We start from the raw sequence: 15,554 nt of genomic DNA, 5'->3' as shown, positions 1-15,554 counted from the left end.
CTTTTGAAGGTGAGACCTTCAGCAGTTCGATCGCCATGACCTTCGTCAACGGTGAGCAGGTCTGGGACGGTACGCGCGTCCATGATGGCGTGCGCGGTCAGCGCCTGGCCTTCGATCGATGAGCTGGCGCGCCCTGCTCGGGGTGGCCTGCTTATGGCTGGCCACCAGCCCGGCGTTTGCCCAGGCGCTACCTGGCACGATGTCACAAGGCGGCTTGGTGATCGCCCGCGTAGCCCCGGGCAGCAAGGTCACGGTCAATGGCAAGCCCGTGCGCGTCGGCACTGATGGCGTCGTGGTATTCGGAGCCGGCCGCGACGAAAAAGGCCCGCTGATCGTCGGTGTCAATGGTCACAACAGCGCGATCCGTGTGCTGCCACGCGACTGGCCGATCGAGTACGTCAACGGCGTGCCGGCAAAGACGGTCAATCCGCCGCCGGAGCTGGCCGCGCGCATCAAGCGCGAACAGGCAGAGGTCGCTGCCGCGCGCAACCGTGATGATCAGCGTGAGGATTTCGCTCAGGGCTTCATCTGGCCGGTGCAAGGTCGTATCAGTGGTCGCTTCGGCAACCAGCGCGTCTACAACGGCGATCCAAAGGCACCTCACTCGGGCATGGACATCGCCGTCCCTCAAGGCACGCCGGTCAAGGCGCCCGCATCGGGCATCGTCACGTTCGCCAAGCCCGATCTCTACCTGACCGGCGGCACGGTGTTGATCGACCACGGCTTCGGGCTGAGCTCCAACTTCCTGCATCTCTCACGCCTGGATGTGAGAGTGGGCGACCACGTGCGCCAGGGCCAGGTGATCGGTGCCGCCGGCATGACCGGACGGGCCACAGGCCCCCATCTACATTGGGGCTTCAACTGGTTTGGCGTCAGGCTGGATCCGTTGCTGCTCCCAGGGATCGCTAAAAAGTGAGGCTGCTCGCATAGCGAACTGCCCTCACTTGGAGGCAGCGCCGTACCCACCTGCCACGCCCTTGCTTGCATACGCCACGGCGTCGTGTGGATGCAGGCTTTCCTGGTGTTCCACGCGGATATGGAAATCGGCGAGCGATGTGTCCGCATCCAGGGCTTTCTGAATCCGGCGAGAGGCGTCCTCGCAGAACATCAAGTTGCCACCATTGGCCAGGGCGAAGGCCTGCTCATCCTCCCGCTTGACGGCGGTCTGTACGGGCGTGCCCAGCGCGTGTTCGACGCGATCGATCAACGCCACCAGATTGAAATTGTGACCCTGCTCCGGGCGGATACGAATACGGGCCACGCTGCGCTGTGCGTGCGGAGTGGCGACGATGCCCTTTTCGCTACCCAGCCACGCCAGCACGGCGGCGTGGTCAATGGGCTGTCCGGCATCGAAATCCTTGGCGAACTGGTCTTGGATGAGCTGACGCGACAGGGCCGCCGAGGCAGGACAGGTCGAGGAATAGACGATTTCCGTGCCGAACTCGATCAGGAGCTCGCCGCCGGTGAGGCTGGCCTCGACACATACCGGATAAGCTCGCCAGCCGCTGTTGGCGCTGCGCAACGCCGGGCGACGCACCAGGTGTTCGAAACGAATGCTCAGGCAGGCACGATCGGAGAGATCCTGGTGCGAATCGAGAAAACCTCGCAGGATTTCATGGACGGTAAGCACGCTGAGTGTCTTGCTGCTGAGCGCCTCTTCCACTTGCAGGTAAAGTCGCGACATGTGGATGCCACGCTTGTCTGGTCGATGCAGATTGACGAACGCTCCGACACGCGCGCTGCTGCGCTGCACGTCGCCGTCGCCAGCATCGAAACGAACCGGCACTTCGATGCCATCCATGCCGACCCAATCCAGCGCGCCTGCCAGATGCGGTTGCGCATGCACGGCGACGTCGGGAAGCAGGCGGGCGGTATTTTCCGGGGTATACATGGGCATTCCTGGGATCTTGCGGGCTTGGGGCTTGCCCGAACGGACAATCTTGGGGCTGCGGCGACGCAGCGCAATAGCCCTGGCAGGGAAACGCTGCGTCCTAGAGACCGCGCTGCCAGGCCCTGGCTGCACGCCAGGCCTGCCAGGCCACGGCGGGACCACGGCGCTGCTGAGCCTTGCGCAGGGCCACCAGCGATTCGGGCGACTTGAAAGCTTTATGCGCCGCCAAATGATTCTGGTTCGATTCCACGCTGCGAAAGACGCTTAACGGTCCAGGCAAGGCCCGAGCCTGCCTCCAGGCTTCCCGCAGGTCATTGAGTTGCGCCTTGATGGCCGCTTCGCGCTCGCTGCCAGGCTGGCGCAACTGCGGCCGGCTCAGCCCATGGCGTGCCAGCCGCGCCATGGGCAACGGCAGACGATCGCGGTCGGCATCCTCTTCGAGTCGCAGCAGGCCATGCAGCAGGTGCGAAAGCGTCGCTACACGGGCAGCCCGGTCGGCGCGTGCATCCACGCCAAACCACCAAGCTGTTTCCAACGACGCCCAGGCACCGTGCAACTGCGAAGCCGCAGCCAACTGGGCAGGAAAATCCGCTGCGGTGCCCTCCTCCAGTTGGGCCATCGCCGCCAGCACAGGCGCAAGCCAGCGCTCGGTGCCCAATGTCGTGGCGCGATCGTCGTCGAACAAAACCTGGGTCAGCGGATGCCGTCCGCCCGAGGCTGGAGCACTCGTCAGTTCCTCGGCCCACCAGTTGAGCTTGGTCGCCGCCACGTGTGGCTCGCGGATGCCATAAGCAGCCCCCAGGAGCTCCTGCTCCAGGGCAGCGAGCGCGACATGGCCTGGATAACGGGATGGATCGACAAAAGCCAGCGCGATGCGTTGCTGCGGCTGCACGGCAAGCCATTTCTCGACGTAACTGTCGAGCGCTGCGTGTTCGCCGGATGTGGCGGAGGCATTCATGCGGTCGCCCGCTGGCGCTCGACCCAGGCGGCAATGCGTGCAGGATGATCGATCAGAGCGTCAGCGTCCCATTGCTCGGGATTGCCGCCGTCGAGATAGCCCCAGGCCACCGCCACCGTATAGAGGCCAGCCGCATGACCGGCCATCACATCGCGCCGATCGTCACCTACAAACAGGCAACATGCCGGGTCCAGGCCGGCTCGCGCGCATGCCAGCAACACCGGCGCGGGGTCGGGTTTCCTGACAGGCAGCGTGTCGCCCGCCACCACGGCGCAGGCGCGGGGCGTCCAGCCGATCCGTTCAAGCAGGAGATCGGTCAGGAAACCGGGCTTGTTGGTGACCACACCCCAGGCCACGCCATGGCGCTCCAGCGTGGCCAGCATCGCATCGATACCGTCGAAAGGCCGCGTATGCTCGGCCAGCATGGCCTCGTAGATGGCCAGATAGCGCGGCACCAGGGCCTGGATGTCCGCTTCGTCATGCTGCGGAAAACCCTGTCGCAAGATAGCCCGGGTACCACGCGAAACGACTTCGCGTACCGGCTCGTAAGGCGGCGCGGCCTGGTTCTCTTCCTGGCATTGGCGGGCCAGGGCGGCGTACAGATCGGGCGCGCTGTCCAGCAGTGTGCCATCCAGGTCGAACAGGACCCCCTGGATGGAGTCAGGCAGGGATTTCATGCAGGTTTGCGCGCGCTCAGCAAATAATTGATCGAGGTGATGCGGCTGATCCATGCCTTGCGACTGAGCGGGTTGTAGCCCAGCCCTGAGACGTCCTCCAATTGCAGCCCGGCGTGGCGCAGCAGGCGCCCCAACTCGGATGGCTTGAGGAACTGCGCATAGTGATGTGTGCCGCGAGGCAACATGCGCATGATGTATTCGGCACCGAGGATCGCCGCACCAAAAGCCGCTGGTGTGCGGTTGAGCGTGGACATGAACACCTGGCCGCCAGGCTTGACCATGGCGGCCAGGTCGGCCACCAGCGCGGCCGGATCAGGCACGTGCTCGATCAGTTCCATGCAGCAGACGGCATCGAAGGAACCCGGCTCGGCCGCAGCCAGCTCCGCGGAGGACTGCATGCGATAATCGACCTTCAATTCGGACTCGTGCAGATGCAGGCGCGCGATCTCGATGACCTTCTCGCCCAGGTCGATGCCGGTCACCTGGGCACCCTGGCGAGCCAGGGCCTCGCTGAGCAGGCCGCCACCGCAGCCGACATCGGCCACGCGCGCACCACGCAGTTCCATACGGGCCGCGACATAACCCAGGCGTACCGGATTGAGGTCGTGCAGCGGGCGCGATTCGCCATCGGCGTCCCACCAGCGCGCTGCCAGCTTGTCGAAACGGGCGATCTCTTCGGGACTTACGTTCGCAGCTTGCATGGCAGACTCCTCAAATCACAGCCGCGCCGTGGCACGGGTGCCGACTATTGTACCGGGCCGGTGCAGGTGAGGCCTAACGGACATCCCATTCATGGACGGTGACATCCCAGCCACCGCTGGTATGCACCGGATCCTGCTCGACGATCGCGTGCGCGGCGTGCAGGTTCTCGGCACGAATCACGTAAGCGCCACCGGATTTATCGGAAAACGGGCCGCTCAGTTCAAGCGTGCCGCCATTGCGCAGGCCTTGCAGGAAAGCCTGGTGCGCCACGCCGGCCGCCGGATCGAAGTGCGGCCGGCGCATGGCCAGTACCAGATAACGGTTCATGACCTTGGCTCCTTCGCTCAACTGGCCGCGATGCGTTCGCGCCAGGTACGTGTCTTGACCAGGATGCCATCGACATCCATGCCAACCAGCTCGCGCTGGCGCAACTTGCGTATGCCGGCAATCCATACGTCGGTGACCTGGTGCCGCCCCGTGGCATAGATCAGCTGCGAGGCTACGTGGAACAGCGGCTGTGTTTCCAGATCCGAAAGGCGCACCGCAGCCAGGTCGGCCTGCTTGCCCGGCTCGATCGAACCAATCCTGGCTTCCAGCCCCATCGCCTTCGCGGCATTGAGGGTGGCCGCGCGCAGCGTGCAGGCGGCGTCAAATGCAGCGGCATCGCTGGCAACGGCCTTGGCCAGCAACGCTGCCGTGCGCATCTCGCCAAACATGTCCAGGTCGTTATTGGAGGCGCAACCATCGGTACCGATGGCCACGTTCACGCCGGCCGCACGCAGTTTCTCCACCGGGCAGAAGCCAGAGGCGAGTTTCAGGTTGGACTCCGGGCAGTGCACCACCGAAACTCCGGCCTCCGCGCAGGCGGCAATTTCACCATCGGTGATCTGGGTGAAATGCACTGCGATCAGCCGATCATTGACGATGCCCAGCCGTTGCAGGCGTTGGAACGGACGCAAGCCGGACTTCTTCTTCTCGTCCTCCACTTCCTGTGCCGTTTCATGGGTATGCAGATGCACCGGAATGTCCAGTTGATCGGACAACACACGGATGCGCTCGAAACTGGCATCGGAGACGGTGTACGGCGCATGGGGTGCAAATGCGGTCGATACCAGCGCGTCACCACGAAAGCTGTCATGGACTTCCGTCGCGCGCTCAAAGTAATCGTCCTGGGTGGTCGCCCAGGCGGTGGGAAATTCGATGATCGGCAAGCCCACCGTGGCACGGAACCCCAGTTGCCGGTAGGTTGCGCCGATCACGTCGGGAAAGAAATAATTTTCGTTGGCGCAGGTGGTGCCACCGCGCAACATTTCGGCCACAGCCAGCTCGACACCGTCGCGCACGAACTCCGGACCGATGACCTTGGCCTCGGCCGGCCAGATGTGCTGCTGCAACCAGACCATCAACGGCAGGTCGTCGGCCAGGCCGCGCAGTAGCGTCATGGGGTTGTGGGTATGAGTGTTGATCAGGCCAGGAATCAACGCGTGTTCGCCCAGGCAGACGACCTCGCGCGCGGCGTAGGTACTGCGGGCCTCGACCGTCGGCAGCAGGGCGACGATCCGGTCCTTGTCGATAAGGACACTATGGTGTTCCAGCACCACGCCATGAGGCTCGACCGGCACGACCCAGCGCGCCTCGATGGACAGATCGGCCGGGATAGGGGATGTCGTCGTCATGGCTTAACTTGTCTCCGGTTACAAGTCGGGGCGGTACACCTCGCGGTGGCCGCCCCGGTTCCGTTCGTGTTTCACGGCATGCCGACCTGCGCCGGGATGACGTGCTGACTTAAGGCGCGGGCTTGCCCGCGCGTCAAACCATCACTTACCGACGCGGCTGACGTATTCGCCAGAACGCGTGTCGACCTTGATCACTTCTTCCTGGCCCACGAACAGCGGCACGCGGACCACGGCGCCCGTTTCCAGCTTGGCCGGCTTGCCACCACCACCGGAGGTGTCGCCACGGACGCCCGGATCGGTCTCGACGATCTTCAGCTCGACGAAGTTCGGCGCCTGCACGGCAATGATCTGCGTGGCGCCGTCACCCTTGGTCCAGGAGGTCACGACACACTCTTCGGTGCCCATCAGCCACTTGGAGGCATCGCCCACACCAGCCTCGGTCGCGCGGTGCTCGTTGTAGTCCTGGTCGGAGAACACCCACTGGTCGCCATCCTTGTAGGAATAGGTCATGTCGGCGTCGACCACATCCGCGCCATCGACCTTGTCGCTGGACTTGAGGGTCTTTTCGGTCGTGCGACCGTTGATAAGGTTGCGGATCTTGATGCGGGTAAAGGCCTGGCCCTTGCCCGGCTTGACGAACTCGGCGTCGGTGATGACGTAGGGCTCGTTATCCACAAGGATCTTCAAGCCGTTCTTTACGCCATTGAGGTCATAGCTCGCCATTGCAAAAAACTCCAGTACGGAAAAGTGCCACCCGCCAGCAAGCCCTTGTCGCGCCACGCCAGGAAGGATTTAGCGGTTAAAATGTCGATTTGAACGGGCCATCGCCCGCGCAGGGCCACCTATGATAACCCCAAGCCCCGGCAGTCGCCTAACTGTCGCCAACCAGCCCATTGAGGACTGGCGCCAGCTTTGGCGCGATGCCGTGACCGATGCCCGGGAGCTGTTGCAGCTGCTGGACCTGACCGAGCTGGCCTCGTCCCTGCCGGCTGGGGATGCCGGCTTTGCGTTGCGCGTGCCGCGTGGGTTTGTGGCTCGCATGCGCAAGGGGGACGCCCATGACCCCCTGCTGCTGCAAGTATTGCCGCAATTGGCCGAGAACCTGGACGCGCCGGGCTTCAGCCAGGACGCCGTGGGGGACATGGCCTCACGCGCAGCCCATGGCGTGCTGCACAAATATGAAGGCCGCGCCTTGCTGATCGCCAGCGGGAGCTGCGCCATCAATTGCCGCTACTGCTTTCGCCGACACTTTCCCTATGGCGAGGAAATCGCCGCGGCCGGCCAATGGCGCCAGGCGCTAGCCCATGTACGCCAGGACCCGAGCATCAGCGAGCTGATCCTGTCCGGAGGTGATCCGCTGTCGCTGACGACGGCCAAGCTGGTCGAGCTCACCACAGGGCTCGCCCAGGTTCCCAGCGTGACACGGTTGCGTATCCACACGCGCCTGCCCGTGGTGCTACCCGAGCGCATCGACGATGGCCTGGTCCAGTGGTTATCGGCATCGCCACACCAGAAAGTCGTGGTACTGCACGCCAACCACCCCCATGAGTTCGATGCCAGCGTGGACCGCGCCTGCGCCCGCCTGCGCGAGGCTGGCGTGACCCTGCTCAACCAGGCCGTACTGCTACGCGGCATCAACGATGATGCCGATACGCTGGCCGCCTTGTCCGAACGTCTGTTTGCTGCCGGTGTGCTGCCCTATTACCTGCACCAGCTCGACCGTGTCAGCGGCGCGGCCCATTTCGAGGTCGATGATCAGCGAGCCCTCGAACTAGTGGAGGCAATTCGCCAGCGCCTGCCGGGCTATCTCGTTCCCCGGCTGGTACGTGAAGTCGGCGGAGACGCGTCAAAACGCCCTTTGTGAAGCCACACCCTGATTTACAGCCGCCAGCGCTGGCGGTCGTCACGGGAATCCGTTAAAACCTGTGCACGGGCCGTTCCGCCCAACTCGATGAATCGAAGGATCGCTTGACGTGTCAACAAAAACAGACCTGGTTATCAAGATTCTTTTCATCGAGAAATCGGTCGAGGACGCTGAACAGATCATCAGCCTGCTGCGCAACAATGGCATCGCCGTGCGCCCGGCGCGCGCCACCAGCAGCGAACAGGTCCAGGCCGCGCTGGACGAACTGGGACCGGATCTGGTGCTGTTCGACCCCCATATCGGCAGCATCGATCTGCGCGAGATCACCCGGCTGCTCGATGCCCATGGCCGCGACCTGTCGTTGACCGCCCTGGTCAGTCAGCTGGATAACGACTCGGCGACCGAGCTGTTCATCAGCGGTGTGCGCGGCATTGCGCTTCGCTCGCAGCCGCGCCAATTGCTGGCCGTGGTGCAACGCGACTTCGAATCACTCAATACACGTCGCCAATTGCGCCGCCTGGAATCGGCCCTGCGCGAGTCCGAGCGCCGCTGTGATGCGCTGCTGGACTCCTCGACCGATGCCATCGCTTATGTACACGAAGGCATGCACGTGCGTGCTAACCAGGCCTATCTTGATACCTTTGGCTATGGCGAGTTCGACGACCTGCTTGGCCTGCCGGTCCTGGATATGATCGGCGCCGCCGACGCCGACGAATTCAAGAGCACGCTCAAGGCGCTTTCACGCGGCGACAAGCTGCCGGCCAGCCGCAGCGAGATCCAGGCACGCCGCGCCGACGGCAGCACCTTCAAGGCCAACGTCGAATTCGCGCACGCCACCTTCGAGGGCGAGCCCTGCGTGCAGGTGGTATTCCGCCGCCAGCTGATCGACCCGGGCGTCATCGAGCAATTGCAGCGCGATCCGGTCACGGGTCTTTTCAACCGTGCCCGCATGCTGGAGATGATCGACCAGTCCGTCGCTGCGGCTACCGAAGGCATCAAGGGCCAGGCGCTGCTCCTGGTGGAGCCTGATAGCTGGCAATCCATCGTCAACGGCATTGGCCTGGGCAAGGCTGACGAACTGCTTGCCGCCTTTGCCACCCGGGTTGAAGCCCTGCTCGGCCCCGACGACAGTGCCGGCCTCCTGGCCGAGCACATGATTGGCGTGATGTTGCACTCGCGCAACGACGACAGCATCAAGGAATGGATCGCCGGCCTGCAAAAAAGCATCGCCAGCGAAATTTTCGACGTGGGTTCGCGCTCGCTCACGGTTGCCGTCAGCATCGGCGGTAGCCTGCTTAGCGAAAAGAACGCCAACACCGAACTGTTGCTCGATCAGGCCAACCAGGCTCTGCGCAATGCCCAGAGCCAGGGCGGTAACCGCATCGAAATCCACGATCCGGCGGCGCGCGAAAAGGCCGACGCCGAGCGCGAACGCTACTGGCTGAACCTGTTGCAGCAGGCGCTGACCCAGAACGATTTCGTGCTCTATCACCAGCAGGTCATCAGCTTGCAGGATGCCGAAGGCGAATTCTCCGAGCTTCTGCTGCGCTTGAATGGACCGCAGGGCGAGGTCTTGCCGGGCTTCTTCCTGCCGATCGCCGAAAAGCACAACCTCACCCCGGCCATCGATCGCTGGGTGCTCAACCAGGCGATCGACATTCTGCGCCAGCGCGAACGTTTCAATACACCATCCACCTTCTTCATCAAGCTCACCGCCAGTTCGCTCAACGACGCACAGTTGCTGCCATGGCTGACCGAACGTCTCAACGCAGCCTCGCTCAAACATGGACAGATCGTGCTGGAGATGACCGAGAGCAAGGTGGTAACGCTGTTGCGTCCGGCGCAGGAATTTGTCGTGGCCTGGAAGAAGCTCGGTGGCCGCTTTGCGCTGGAGCAGTTCGGCTCGGGCTTGAACTCGTTCCAGCTGTTGACACACATCGAGGCCGATTTCCTCAAACTCGATCGCAGCTACATGGCCGAACTTCCGCAGCACCCGGAAAGCCAGAAGAAGATTTCCGAACTCTGTGAGCAGGCACGCAAGATGAATCGCCAGACCATCGCCGAATGGGTGGAAGACGCGGCCAGTACTTCATTGCTGTTTGCCTGCGGCGTGGACTTCGTACAAGGCAACTTCCTGCAGGAACCACAGCGGCTGATGGCGTGAGTTTCATCGGTAATCTCGGGAAGGCTCATCGCTTCCCGAGGTTGCCGCTCCTCTCATCTCTTCGCTGGCAGTTGGCAAGCGAAGAAGCGCTGCACGTCAGTCCGCGCGCTCCCATACCTGGCTGCGACCAATCAGCGAGAAGCCAATGTAGCCGCGTACATCGAGCTTGCGCCCGCCATCGGTAAGCGTCAGCTTGACCTTGTAGACCTTGCCGGTCTTGGGATCGAGGATCTTGCCGCCGTCCCAGACGTCGCCATCCTTGCTGACGTCCCACATGATGACCATGCCTTCGATGGGCTGGTCCTTGCGTGAGCCATCGCATTTGCGGCACACCGGATGCTGGCCATCACGCGCGGTTTCCTCGGCGGAAAGATTCATCAGCTGCATCACCTTGCCTTGCAGCTTGCCGCCATTGTCGGTGATCTCGATCACCGATTTCTGCTTGCCGGAAACGTCATCCACCTGCTTCCAATGTCCAACCGGTGTGTCGTTGGCGGCCCAGGCACTGACCGCGGTGCAGGCCAGGCCCAGCGCAAGCGTCCATTGCAGTATCGATTTCATGAGATTCTCCCGACTGAAGGGTGGGCGATGAAAAAAGCGGGCGGAGTCCTTTCCACCCAACCTTTCCCCGCGCGGAGGGACGCGCGGGTTTACCCGTCAGAACTGATACGTTGCCGTAATCGACGCCACATTGCCGGAGTCGGAGAACGAACCGTTCATGTTGCCGCCGCCCAATGCCAGCGGCGCCGTGTTGTTGATCCGCGGATCGCTCAGGAACTGGTGCGAATAAGCCGCATCGATGGTGAAGTGCTCGGTCGGCTTGTAACCCACACCAATGCTGACGATCTTGCGATCATTGTCCGGCACACGCGGATCGCGCGTAGTATCTGTCGTTGGCGTCTGGTCCCAGGCAAAGCCGCCTCGAAGGGTCCATTGGTCATTGATCTGGTAGTCGCCGCCCAAGCTGAGCGTCCAGGAGTTCTTGTATTCCTGTGGCAAGCTCACCAATTGCGTACCGTCCGACACCAGGGTCAGCGTCTGGAACTTGGACCAATTTGTCCACACGGCGGATGCGCCCATCGAGAAGCGGTCGCTGAAACGGTGCAGATAGTCGATATTGACGAATGCTGGCAAATCCAGGACAGCCGACGCCGGTCCACCATTGGGATTGAGTTCGGGTAGCTGCAGCTCCGGGTTGGCAGCATTGAGCTGGTTGAGGATCGGGATCAGGGAGATCAGGTCTTTTACATCGACAGTTACCGGAAAACCGCCCTGGTCGACGGTCTTGCCATCGTTGGGGTAGTACATGCGGTACTGCCCTTTCAGGCGATTGCCCACGCGCGAGTGATAGCTGATACCAAGCGAATCGGCATCGCTTGGCTTGAATTCGGCGCCGAGGAAATAACCTTGCGACCAGTTATGTACGCGCACGTTGATCTGCGCAACATTCTGCGGAAGGCTCGGCAACGGGCTTTGTAACGCAAGGCCGGCCGCACTTCCTACGTCAATACCGTTATTGAGCTGTGCACGCGTCCGCTGTGCGATGACGCCGAACCCCAGCGAGAACGTATCGCTCACCTTGAAACTGCCGGACATGCTGACGCCAAAAGACTTGAGCGACGTCATGGTGCCCCATTGGGCGCCTCGCCACTGGGAATCGTATTTGGTCAGCAAGCCATAAGGCACATCGATACCAAAACCGATGGCAAAACGGTCCGATACCGGCATTGCATAGAACGCCGAGCCGTCGTTGATCACACGATGACCCGCGTTAGGGGTGTTGCCAGGGATATCCCGGCCGTACGCATCCGTAGTCGCGCCGTGGTACTGCGCACTGATATCAATGCCAATCCATGAACCCTGCATCACCGGCCCTGACAACCAGGCCATGGCGGCCGGATTGTTATATGCGGCGGACGGATCGTTCTGCCACAGCGAGCCACCCGCAAACGCGCGGCCGTAGCCGGCAGCATTGGTAACCGGCAATTGGAATGCTGCGGCATGAGCTTCTTGAGGAAGACCGAAAGCCATCAACAACGCTGCGGCCAGCGCTGTGCTCATCAGGGTTTTGGCATGAGGGAAAACGGCGTTGTTGCTTTTTTTCATGTTGACGCTCTCGGCGATGGACAGAAATCATGGGAAGCGGATGCGGTTGGCCTCCATGGTGGCCAACCGCATACCTGGCTTCGTTGTCGCTATCAGTTGACTACGGTGAAAGTCGGAGCCACGGTCAGCGTGCCGCTTACCGAGCAGATGCCCAAAGTGCCACTGAGGGAGATCTGGCTGGCCGCATTGTTGATTGCCACGCCGACACTGCCCGAACACGAACCGAACGGCGTGCTGACCGAAACACCACTGATCGTGGCTGCAGTGGTCGATGAGAACGAGGCACTCCAGGGCAGGCCCGTGGCATGGACCGACGTACAGGTGGCACTGCCAGAGAACGTCGCCTGGGTCACCGTCACATTTCCGGAAGCATCGGTGACCAGCACGAAGTTGGAGGTACACGGTACCGGCACGCCCAGCACGGAAAGGCTGGTGGGGCCTGTCGCGCTGAACGTGGTGCTTACGGGCGTTGCGTGAGCTGCGAATGCTGGAGCGGCGGCGATCGTGCCCGCAGCCATGATGCATGCCATCGTCAGTGCTTTGAATTGCGCTTTCATGTCCTTACCTCGCAATAAAAGTTGAGTCACCCAGTACCGACCGGTGCTGGATGTTGACGCGGTTAAAACGACTTCCCCTGTGTCTGTGTGGTCCACGGTTCGCTACCGGGGACCGGACGCTTGCCCATGCCGACAACCCGGGGTTCGGCACGGCGCTCGGCCTGATCCACGGCGAATGCCGCGGTGTCGGCCTGGTTTACGACACGCTCCACGACACGCACCTGTGCAGGCGTGCCAAGCGGCTCGGTGAGCATCGGACCAATCAGGGCGTTCAAACGCGCCAGCAAGGTGGCGTCGTCGATGGCAAGGCCCATACTCAAGGCGGATATCAGCTGACTCATGCTTTCACCTGCCAGCAGGCCGGAGAGGCTTTGCAGGCAAAAGCGCAGGCGCATACCCAGTTCGCTGCGCGGCAAGGCCGGCAGCGCACGAGAGAACGCTTCGAAGAAACGCTCGTAGATCGGTCGGTAATGCTGCTGGAGATAGTTATGGATGAACGGCGACGGATCGCTGTAGACGCGCCCCAGCAAGCGCATGAAAGCCGGATCGCCGGCCGGTGGCCTGCTCAGGCGCAGGGCCGGCACGAACAGGATGCTCAGGACAGCGGTCGCTTCCAGCGGTGCACCTTCGTGTTCGCAACAGGCCAGCAGTTGCAGCCGTTCGCGATTGAGGCGATCCAGTCGCTTGGTCAGCATTTCATGCATCAGCAGCTCTTTGCTGCCGAAGTGGTAATTCACGGCGGCGAGATTGGCGTCCGCCCGACGGGTGATCTGCCGCAATGACATGGACTCATAGCCATGCTCGATGAACAGCGACTCGGCAGCCTGAAGCAGACGCTCGCGGGTGCTCGCATGGCCGACGCTGGCTTGCTGGCTGTTCAACCGTCTTGTTCCCCGCCCCTTGAGTCGATCTCGCCTGACGGTTTCTGGAGAAACTGCCAAACACCGATTTCAACCAACGATTTCAACCTGCCTATTCAATTCATTTCTTCAAATATCAAATTGAAACAGGTGTTCGTACGATGAACTTGTCGTCTGAAGGGGTCAATCTGCGCCGCACAACCCGCATAGCCATGCGATTTCACTATTTTCGAGCGCAACAGCGGCAGGCAAATAAAGTGCGAAAAGATCTGGTTTGAAGGGTTTCAAACAGATGTGCAGATGCCGCATCGCAGGACACCCTGACGACGGTAGTCATAAGCTGCCATGACAAGAATTGCTGCGGCGCAGCCGAGGTGCACCAGCATCTGTGGCGCTGGGGAGGTTTAAAGAGCCTCCTGGGCGGCAAACAGGAGGCATGGGAGGCACGTGCGGGGAGGTACGTGCAGGGCGTTACGCCCGGATGTCACTTTGGATTAAACCCCTGCTTCAGCCCCGCCCACGCACCGAGGCCGCCGACGTCTGCATGGCGGCATCGGCGGCCGTCGCCGCTGCCTCCGCAAATCCGGCAACATGCCGGACGGCACTGACTTGGTCAGGCGTTCCCAGGGGATCGGTGAGCATGGGCAATACCAGTGCGATGAGCCTGGCCAGCAACACATCTTCGCTCATCTGCTGACCCATGCCCAACGCGAAGATCAATTCATCCACCCGCTGTCCCGCAAGCAGGCCAGCTAGTCCCTGCAGGCTGAAACGCAGCCGCATGCTGAGCTCGCTGCGTGACATCTGAGGCAAAGCACGGGAAAAGGCCTCGAAAAAGCGCTCGAAGATCGGCCGATAGTGCTCTTCCAGATAGTTGCGGATAAACGGCGACGTATCGCTGTACACGCGCCCCAGTAAGCTGATGAAACTGGGATGGCCGTTCGGTGGCCGACTCAGACGCAGCGCTGGCACGAACAGGATGCTCAGGATCGCCGCAGCATCGAGCTTGCCGCCGCTATGTTCCTCGCAACACGACAACAGCTCCAGGCGCTCGATATTCAGTCGGTTGAGGCGACGCGCAAGCACCTCGCGCATCAACAGTTCCTTGCCGCCGAAATGATAATTGACCGCGGCCGAATTGGCCTCGGCACGACGGGTCACCTCCTGCACGAGCATGGCTTCATAACCATGCTCGATGAAGAGCGATTCGGCCGCCTGCAACAACCGGTTGCGCGTGTTTGTGTTGCCCTGGCCAACGTCTTGGCTATCGACAGGCATACCGCTTTTTATCCTCTACAGCGCGATGGAGACACAGGGCACCGGTGGAACGCCCCCTCCGTTGGCCGCTCGATGCCTGCTGCGAACTTGAGGCAAATCTTAGCAGGCCGAACCGGGGTGGCGGGGGATCGTCTTTTGGCCGATCCGAGCGGCAGGCCAAAAGCCATAGCGCCCTTGGCACCGAGGCGCATAAATCCTGCTCTCCCGCAGGAGCCACGTCAGTCGCCAAAGCAATGCGCGACGAGAGGGCGCCTTGGTGCTACAGATCTACACTCCGCCCCTTTGCCTTGCCTCGCTCTTGCAACCGCAGGTTGCAAGAGCGAGGCAACTAACTTGGCCGTCACAAGAGCCTGGCTCGCAAACGCGAAGACCCGCAGATTGCTCTGCGGGTCTTCGTAACGCCAGGTCGTGGCGTGGGAAGCGGGTTATTCGCCCTTGCTGGCCTTGGCGGCAGCGATGTCTTCCTTGATGCGGGCAGCCTTGCCTTCCAGACCACGCAGGTAGTACAGCTTGGCGCCGCGCACCTTACCCTTGCGCTTGACCTGGACCGAGTCGATAGCGGCGCTATGCGACTGGAACACGCGCTCCACGCCCGTGCCGTGCGAAATCTTGCGCACGGTAAAGGCCGAATGCAGACCGCGGCTACGCTTGGCGATGACCACACCTTCGAACGCCTGGACGCGCTCGCGGTTGCCTTCCTTCACCTTCACGTTGACCACCACGGTGTCGCCAGGGCCGAAATCCGGCAGCTGGCGGGTGATCTGCTCGGCTTCGAACTGTTCAATGATCTTGTTCATGGCACACCCGTCGATTTTCAATGC

16 protein-coding genes are annotated in these 15,554 nt (G+C 62.0%); 3 read left to right on the top strand and 13 right to left on the bottom strand.

Annotated elements, in window-relative coordinates:
• Positions 1 to 118: 118 nt before the first annotated feature.
• Positions 119 to 916, top strand: coding sequence for a M23 family metallopeptidase (locus VF436_RS04545; protein ID WP_330902806.1), 798 nt, complete (start codon positions 119 to 121; stop codon positions 914 to 916).
• A gap of 24 nt (positions 917 to 940) precedes the next feature.
• On the opposite strand, the gene folE2 is transcribed toward VF436_RS04545, so the two are convergent.
• The 7 genes from folE2 to efp form a co-directional block, all read right to left on the bottom strand.
• A complete protein-coding gene (folE2, locus tag VF436_RS04540; RefSeq protein ID WP_330902805.1) occupies positions 941 to 1,891 on the bottom strand; it encodes a GTP cyclohydrolase FolE2 in 951 nt (316 codons plus the stop codon).
• Positions 1,892 to 1,991: 100 nt separating this feature from the next.
• On the bottom strand, positions 1,992 to 2,849 hold the full coding sequence (locus VF436_RS04535; protein ID WP_330902804.1) for a squalene/phytoene synthase family protein: 858 nt from the start codon (positions 2,847 to 2,849) through the stop codon (positions 1,992 to 1,994).
• On the bottom strand, positions 2,846 to 3,526 hold the full coding sequence (gph, locus tag VF436_RS04530) for a phosphoglycolate phosphatase (protein WP_330902803.1): 681 nt from the start codon (positions 3,524 to 3,526) through the stop codon (positions 2,846 to 2,848). The genes VF436_RS04535 and gph overlap by 4 nt, the downstream gene beginning before the upstream one ends.
• Positions 3,523 to 4,227 (bottom strand): bifunctional 2-polyprenyl-6-hydroxyphenol methylase/3-demethylubiquinol 3-O-methyltransferase UbiG, encoded by a 705-nt coding sequence (gene ubiG, locus VF436_RS04525; protein ID WP_330902802.1) that lies wholly within the window; start codon positions 4,225 to 4,227, stop codon positions 3,523 to 3,525. The genes gph and ubiG overlap by 4 nt, the downstream gene beginning before the upstream one ends.
• A gap of 73 nt (positions 4,228 to 4,300) precedes the next feature.
• Positions 4,301 to 4,555 (bottom strand): YciI family protein, encoded by a 255-nt coding sequence (locus VF436_RS04520; RefSeq protein WP_330902801.1) that lies wholly within the window; start codon positions 4,553 to 4,555, stop codon positions 4,301 to 4,303.
• A gap of 17 nt (positions 4,556 to 4,572) precedes the next feature.
• Positions 4,573 to 5,904, bottom strand: coding sequence for a TRZ/ATZ family hydrolase (locus VF436_RS04515; RefSeq protein WP_330902799.1), 1,332 nt, complete (start codon positions 5,902 to 5,904; stop codon positions 4,573 to 4,575).
• A gap of 141 nt (positions 5,905 to 6,045) precedes the next feature.
• Positions 6,046 to 6,627, bottom strand: a complete 582-nt coding sequence (efp, locus tag VF436_RS04510) for an elongation factor P (protein WP_330902798.1) — start codon at positions 6,625 to 6,627, stop codon at positions 6,046 to 6,048.
• 121 nt (positions 6,628 to 6,748) lie between these two features.
• Here efp and epmB point away from each other — a divergent pair, with 121 nt between their 5' ends.
• Together epmB and VF436_RS04500 are read left to right on the top strand one after the other, a co-directional pair.
• On the top strand, positions 6,749 to 7,768 hold the full coding sequence (epmB, locus tag VF436_RS04505; protein ID WP_330902796.1) for an EF-P beta-lysylation protein EpmB: 1,020 nt from the start codon (positions 6,749 to 6,751) through the stop codon (positions 7,766 to 7,768).
• 109 nt (positions 7,769 to 7,877) lie between these two features.
• Positions 7,878 to 9,932: a GGDEF/EAL domain-containing response regulator gene (locus VF436_RS04500; protein WP_330902795.1), complete on the top strand. Its 2,055-nt coding sequence runs from the start codon at positions 7,878 to 7,880 to the stop codon at positions 9,930 to 9,932.
• Positions 9,933 to 10,028: 96 nt separating this feature from the next.
• Here the strand turns inward: VF436_RS04500 and VF436_RS04495 are convergent, their stop codons facing one another.
• The 6 genes from VF436_RS04495 to rplS all read right to left on the bottom strand — a co-directional run bounded on the left by VF436_RS04495 (position 10,029) and on the right by rplS (position 15,530).
• The gene (locus VF436_RS04495; protein ID WP_330902794.1) at positions 10,029 to 10,493 is read right to left on the bottom strand and encodes a DUF2147 domain-containing protein; all 465 of its coding nucleotides are present in this window, start codon (positions 10,491 to 10,493) and stop codon (positions 10,029 to 10,031) included.
• Between the two features lie 96 nt (positions 10,494 to 10,589).
• On the bottom strand, positions 10,590 to 12,038 hold the full coding sequence (locus VF436_RS04490) for an outer membrane protein transport protein (RefSeq protein WP_330902792.1): 1,449 nt from the start codon (positions 12,036 to 12,038) through the stop codon (positions 10,590 to 10,592).
• 92 nt (positions 12,039 to 12,130) lie between these two features.
• Complete coding sequence (locus VF436_RS04485; RefSeq protein WP_330902791.1) at positions 12,131 to 12,595, bottom strand: hypothetical protein; 465 nt, start codon at positions 12,593 to 12,595, stop codon at positions 12,131 to 12,133.
• Between the two features lie 62 nt (positions 12,596 to 12,657).
• On the bottom strand, positions 12,658 to 13,476 hold the full coding sequence (locus tag VF436_RS04480; protein WP_330902790.1) for a TetR/AcrR family transcriptional regulator: 819 nt from the start codon (positions 13,474 to 13,476) through the stop codon (positions 12,658 to 12,660).
• A 486-nt stretch (positions 13,477 to 13,962) separates the two neighbouring features.
• Complete coding sequence (locus tag VF436_RS04475) at positions 13,963 to 14,733, bottom strand: TetR/AcrR family transcriptional regulator (RefSeq protein ID WP_330902788.1); 771 nt, start codon at positions 14,731 to 14,733, stop codon at positions 13,963 to 13,965.
• Between the two features lie 425 nt (positions 14,734 to 15,158).
• Entirely contained in the window at positions 15,159 to 15,530 is a 372-nt protein-coding gene (rplS, locus tag VF436_RS04470; protein WP_330902787.1) for a 50S ribosomal protein L19, read from the bottom strand.
• Positions 15,531 to 15,554: the final 24 nt, after the last annotated feature.

Origin of the sequence: Dyella sp. (assembly GCF_036384435.1) — a bacterium.
Lineage (GTDB): Bacteria > Pseudomonadota > Gammaproteobacteria > Xanthomonadales > Rhodanobacteraceae > GSA-30.
Note: the sequence above shows the minus strand (reverse complement) of the source record. Positions and strands in the feature narration are given on the sequence as shown.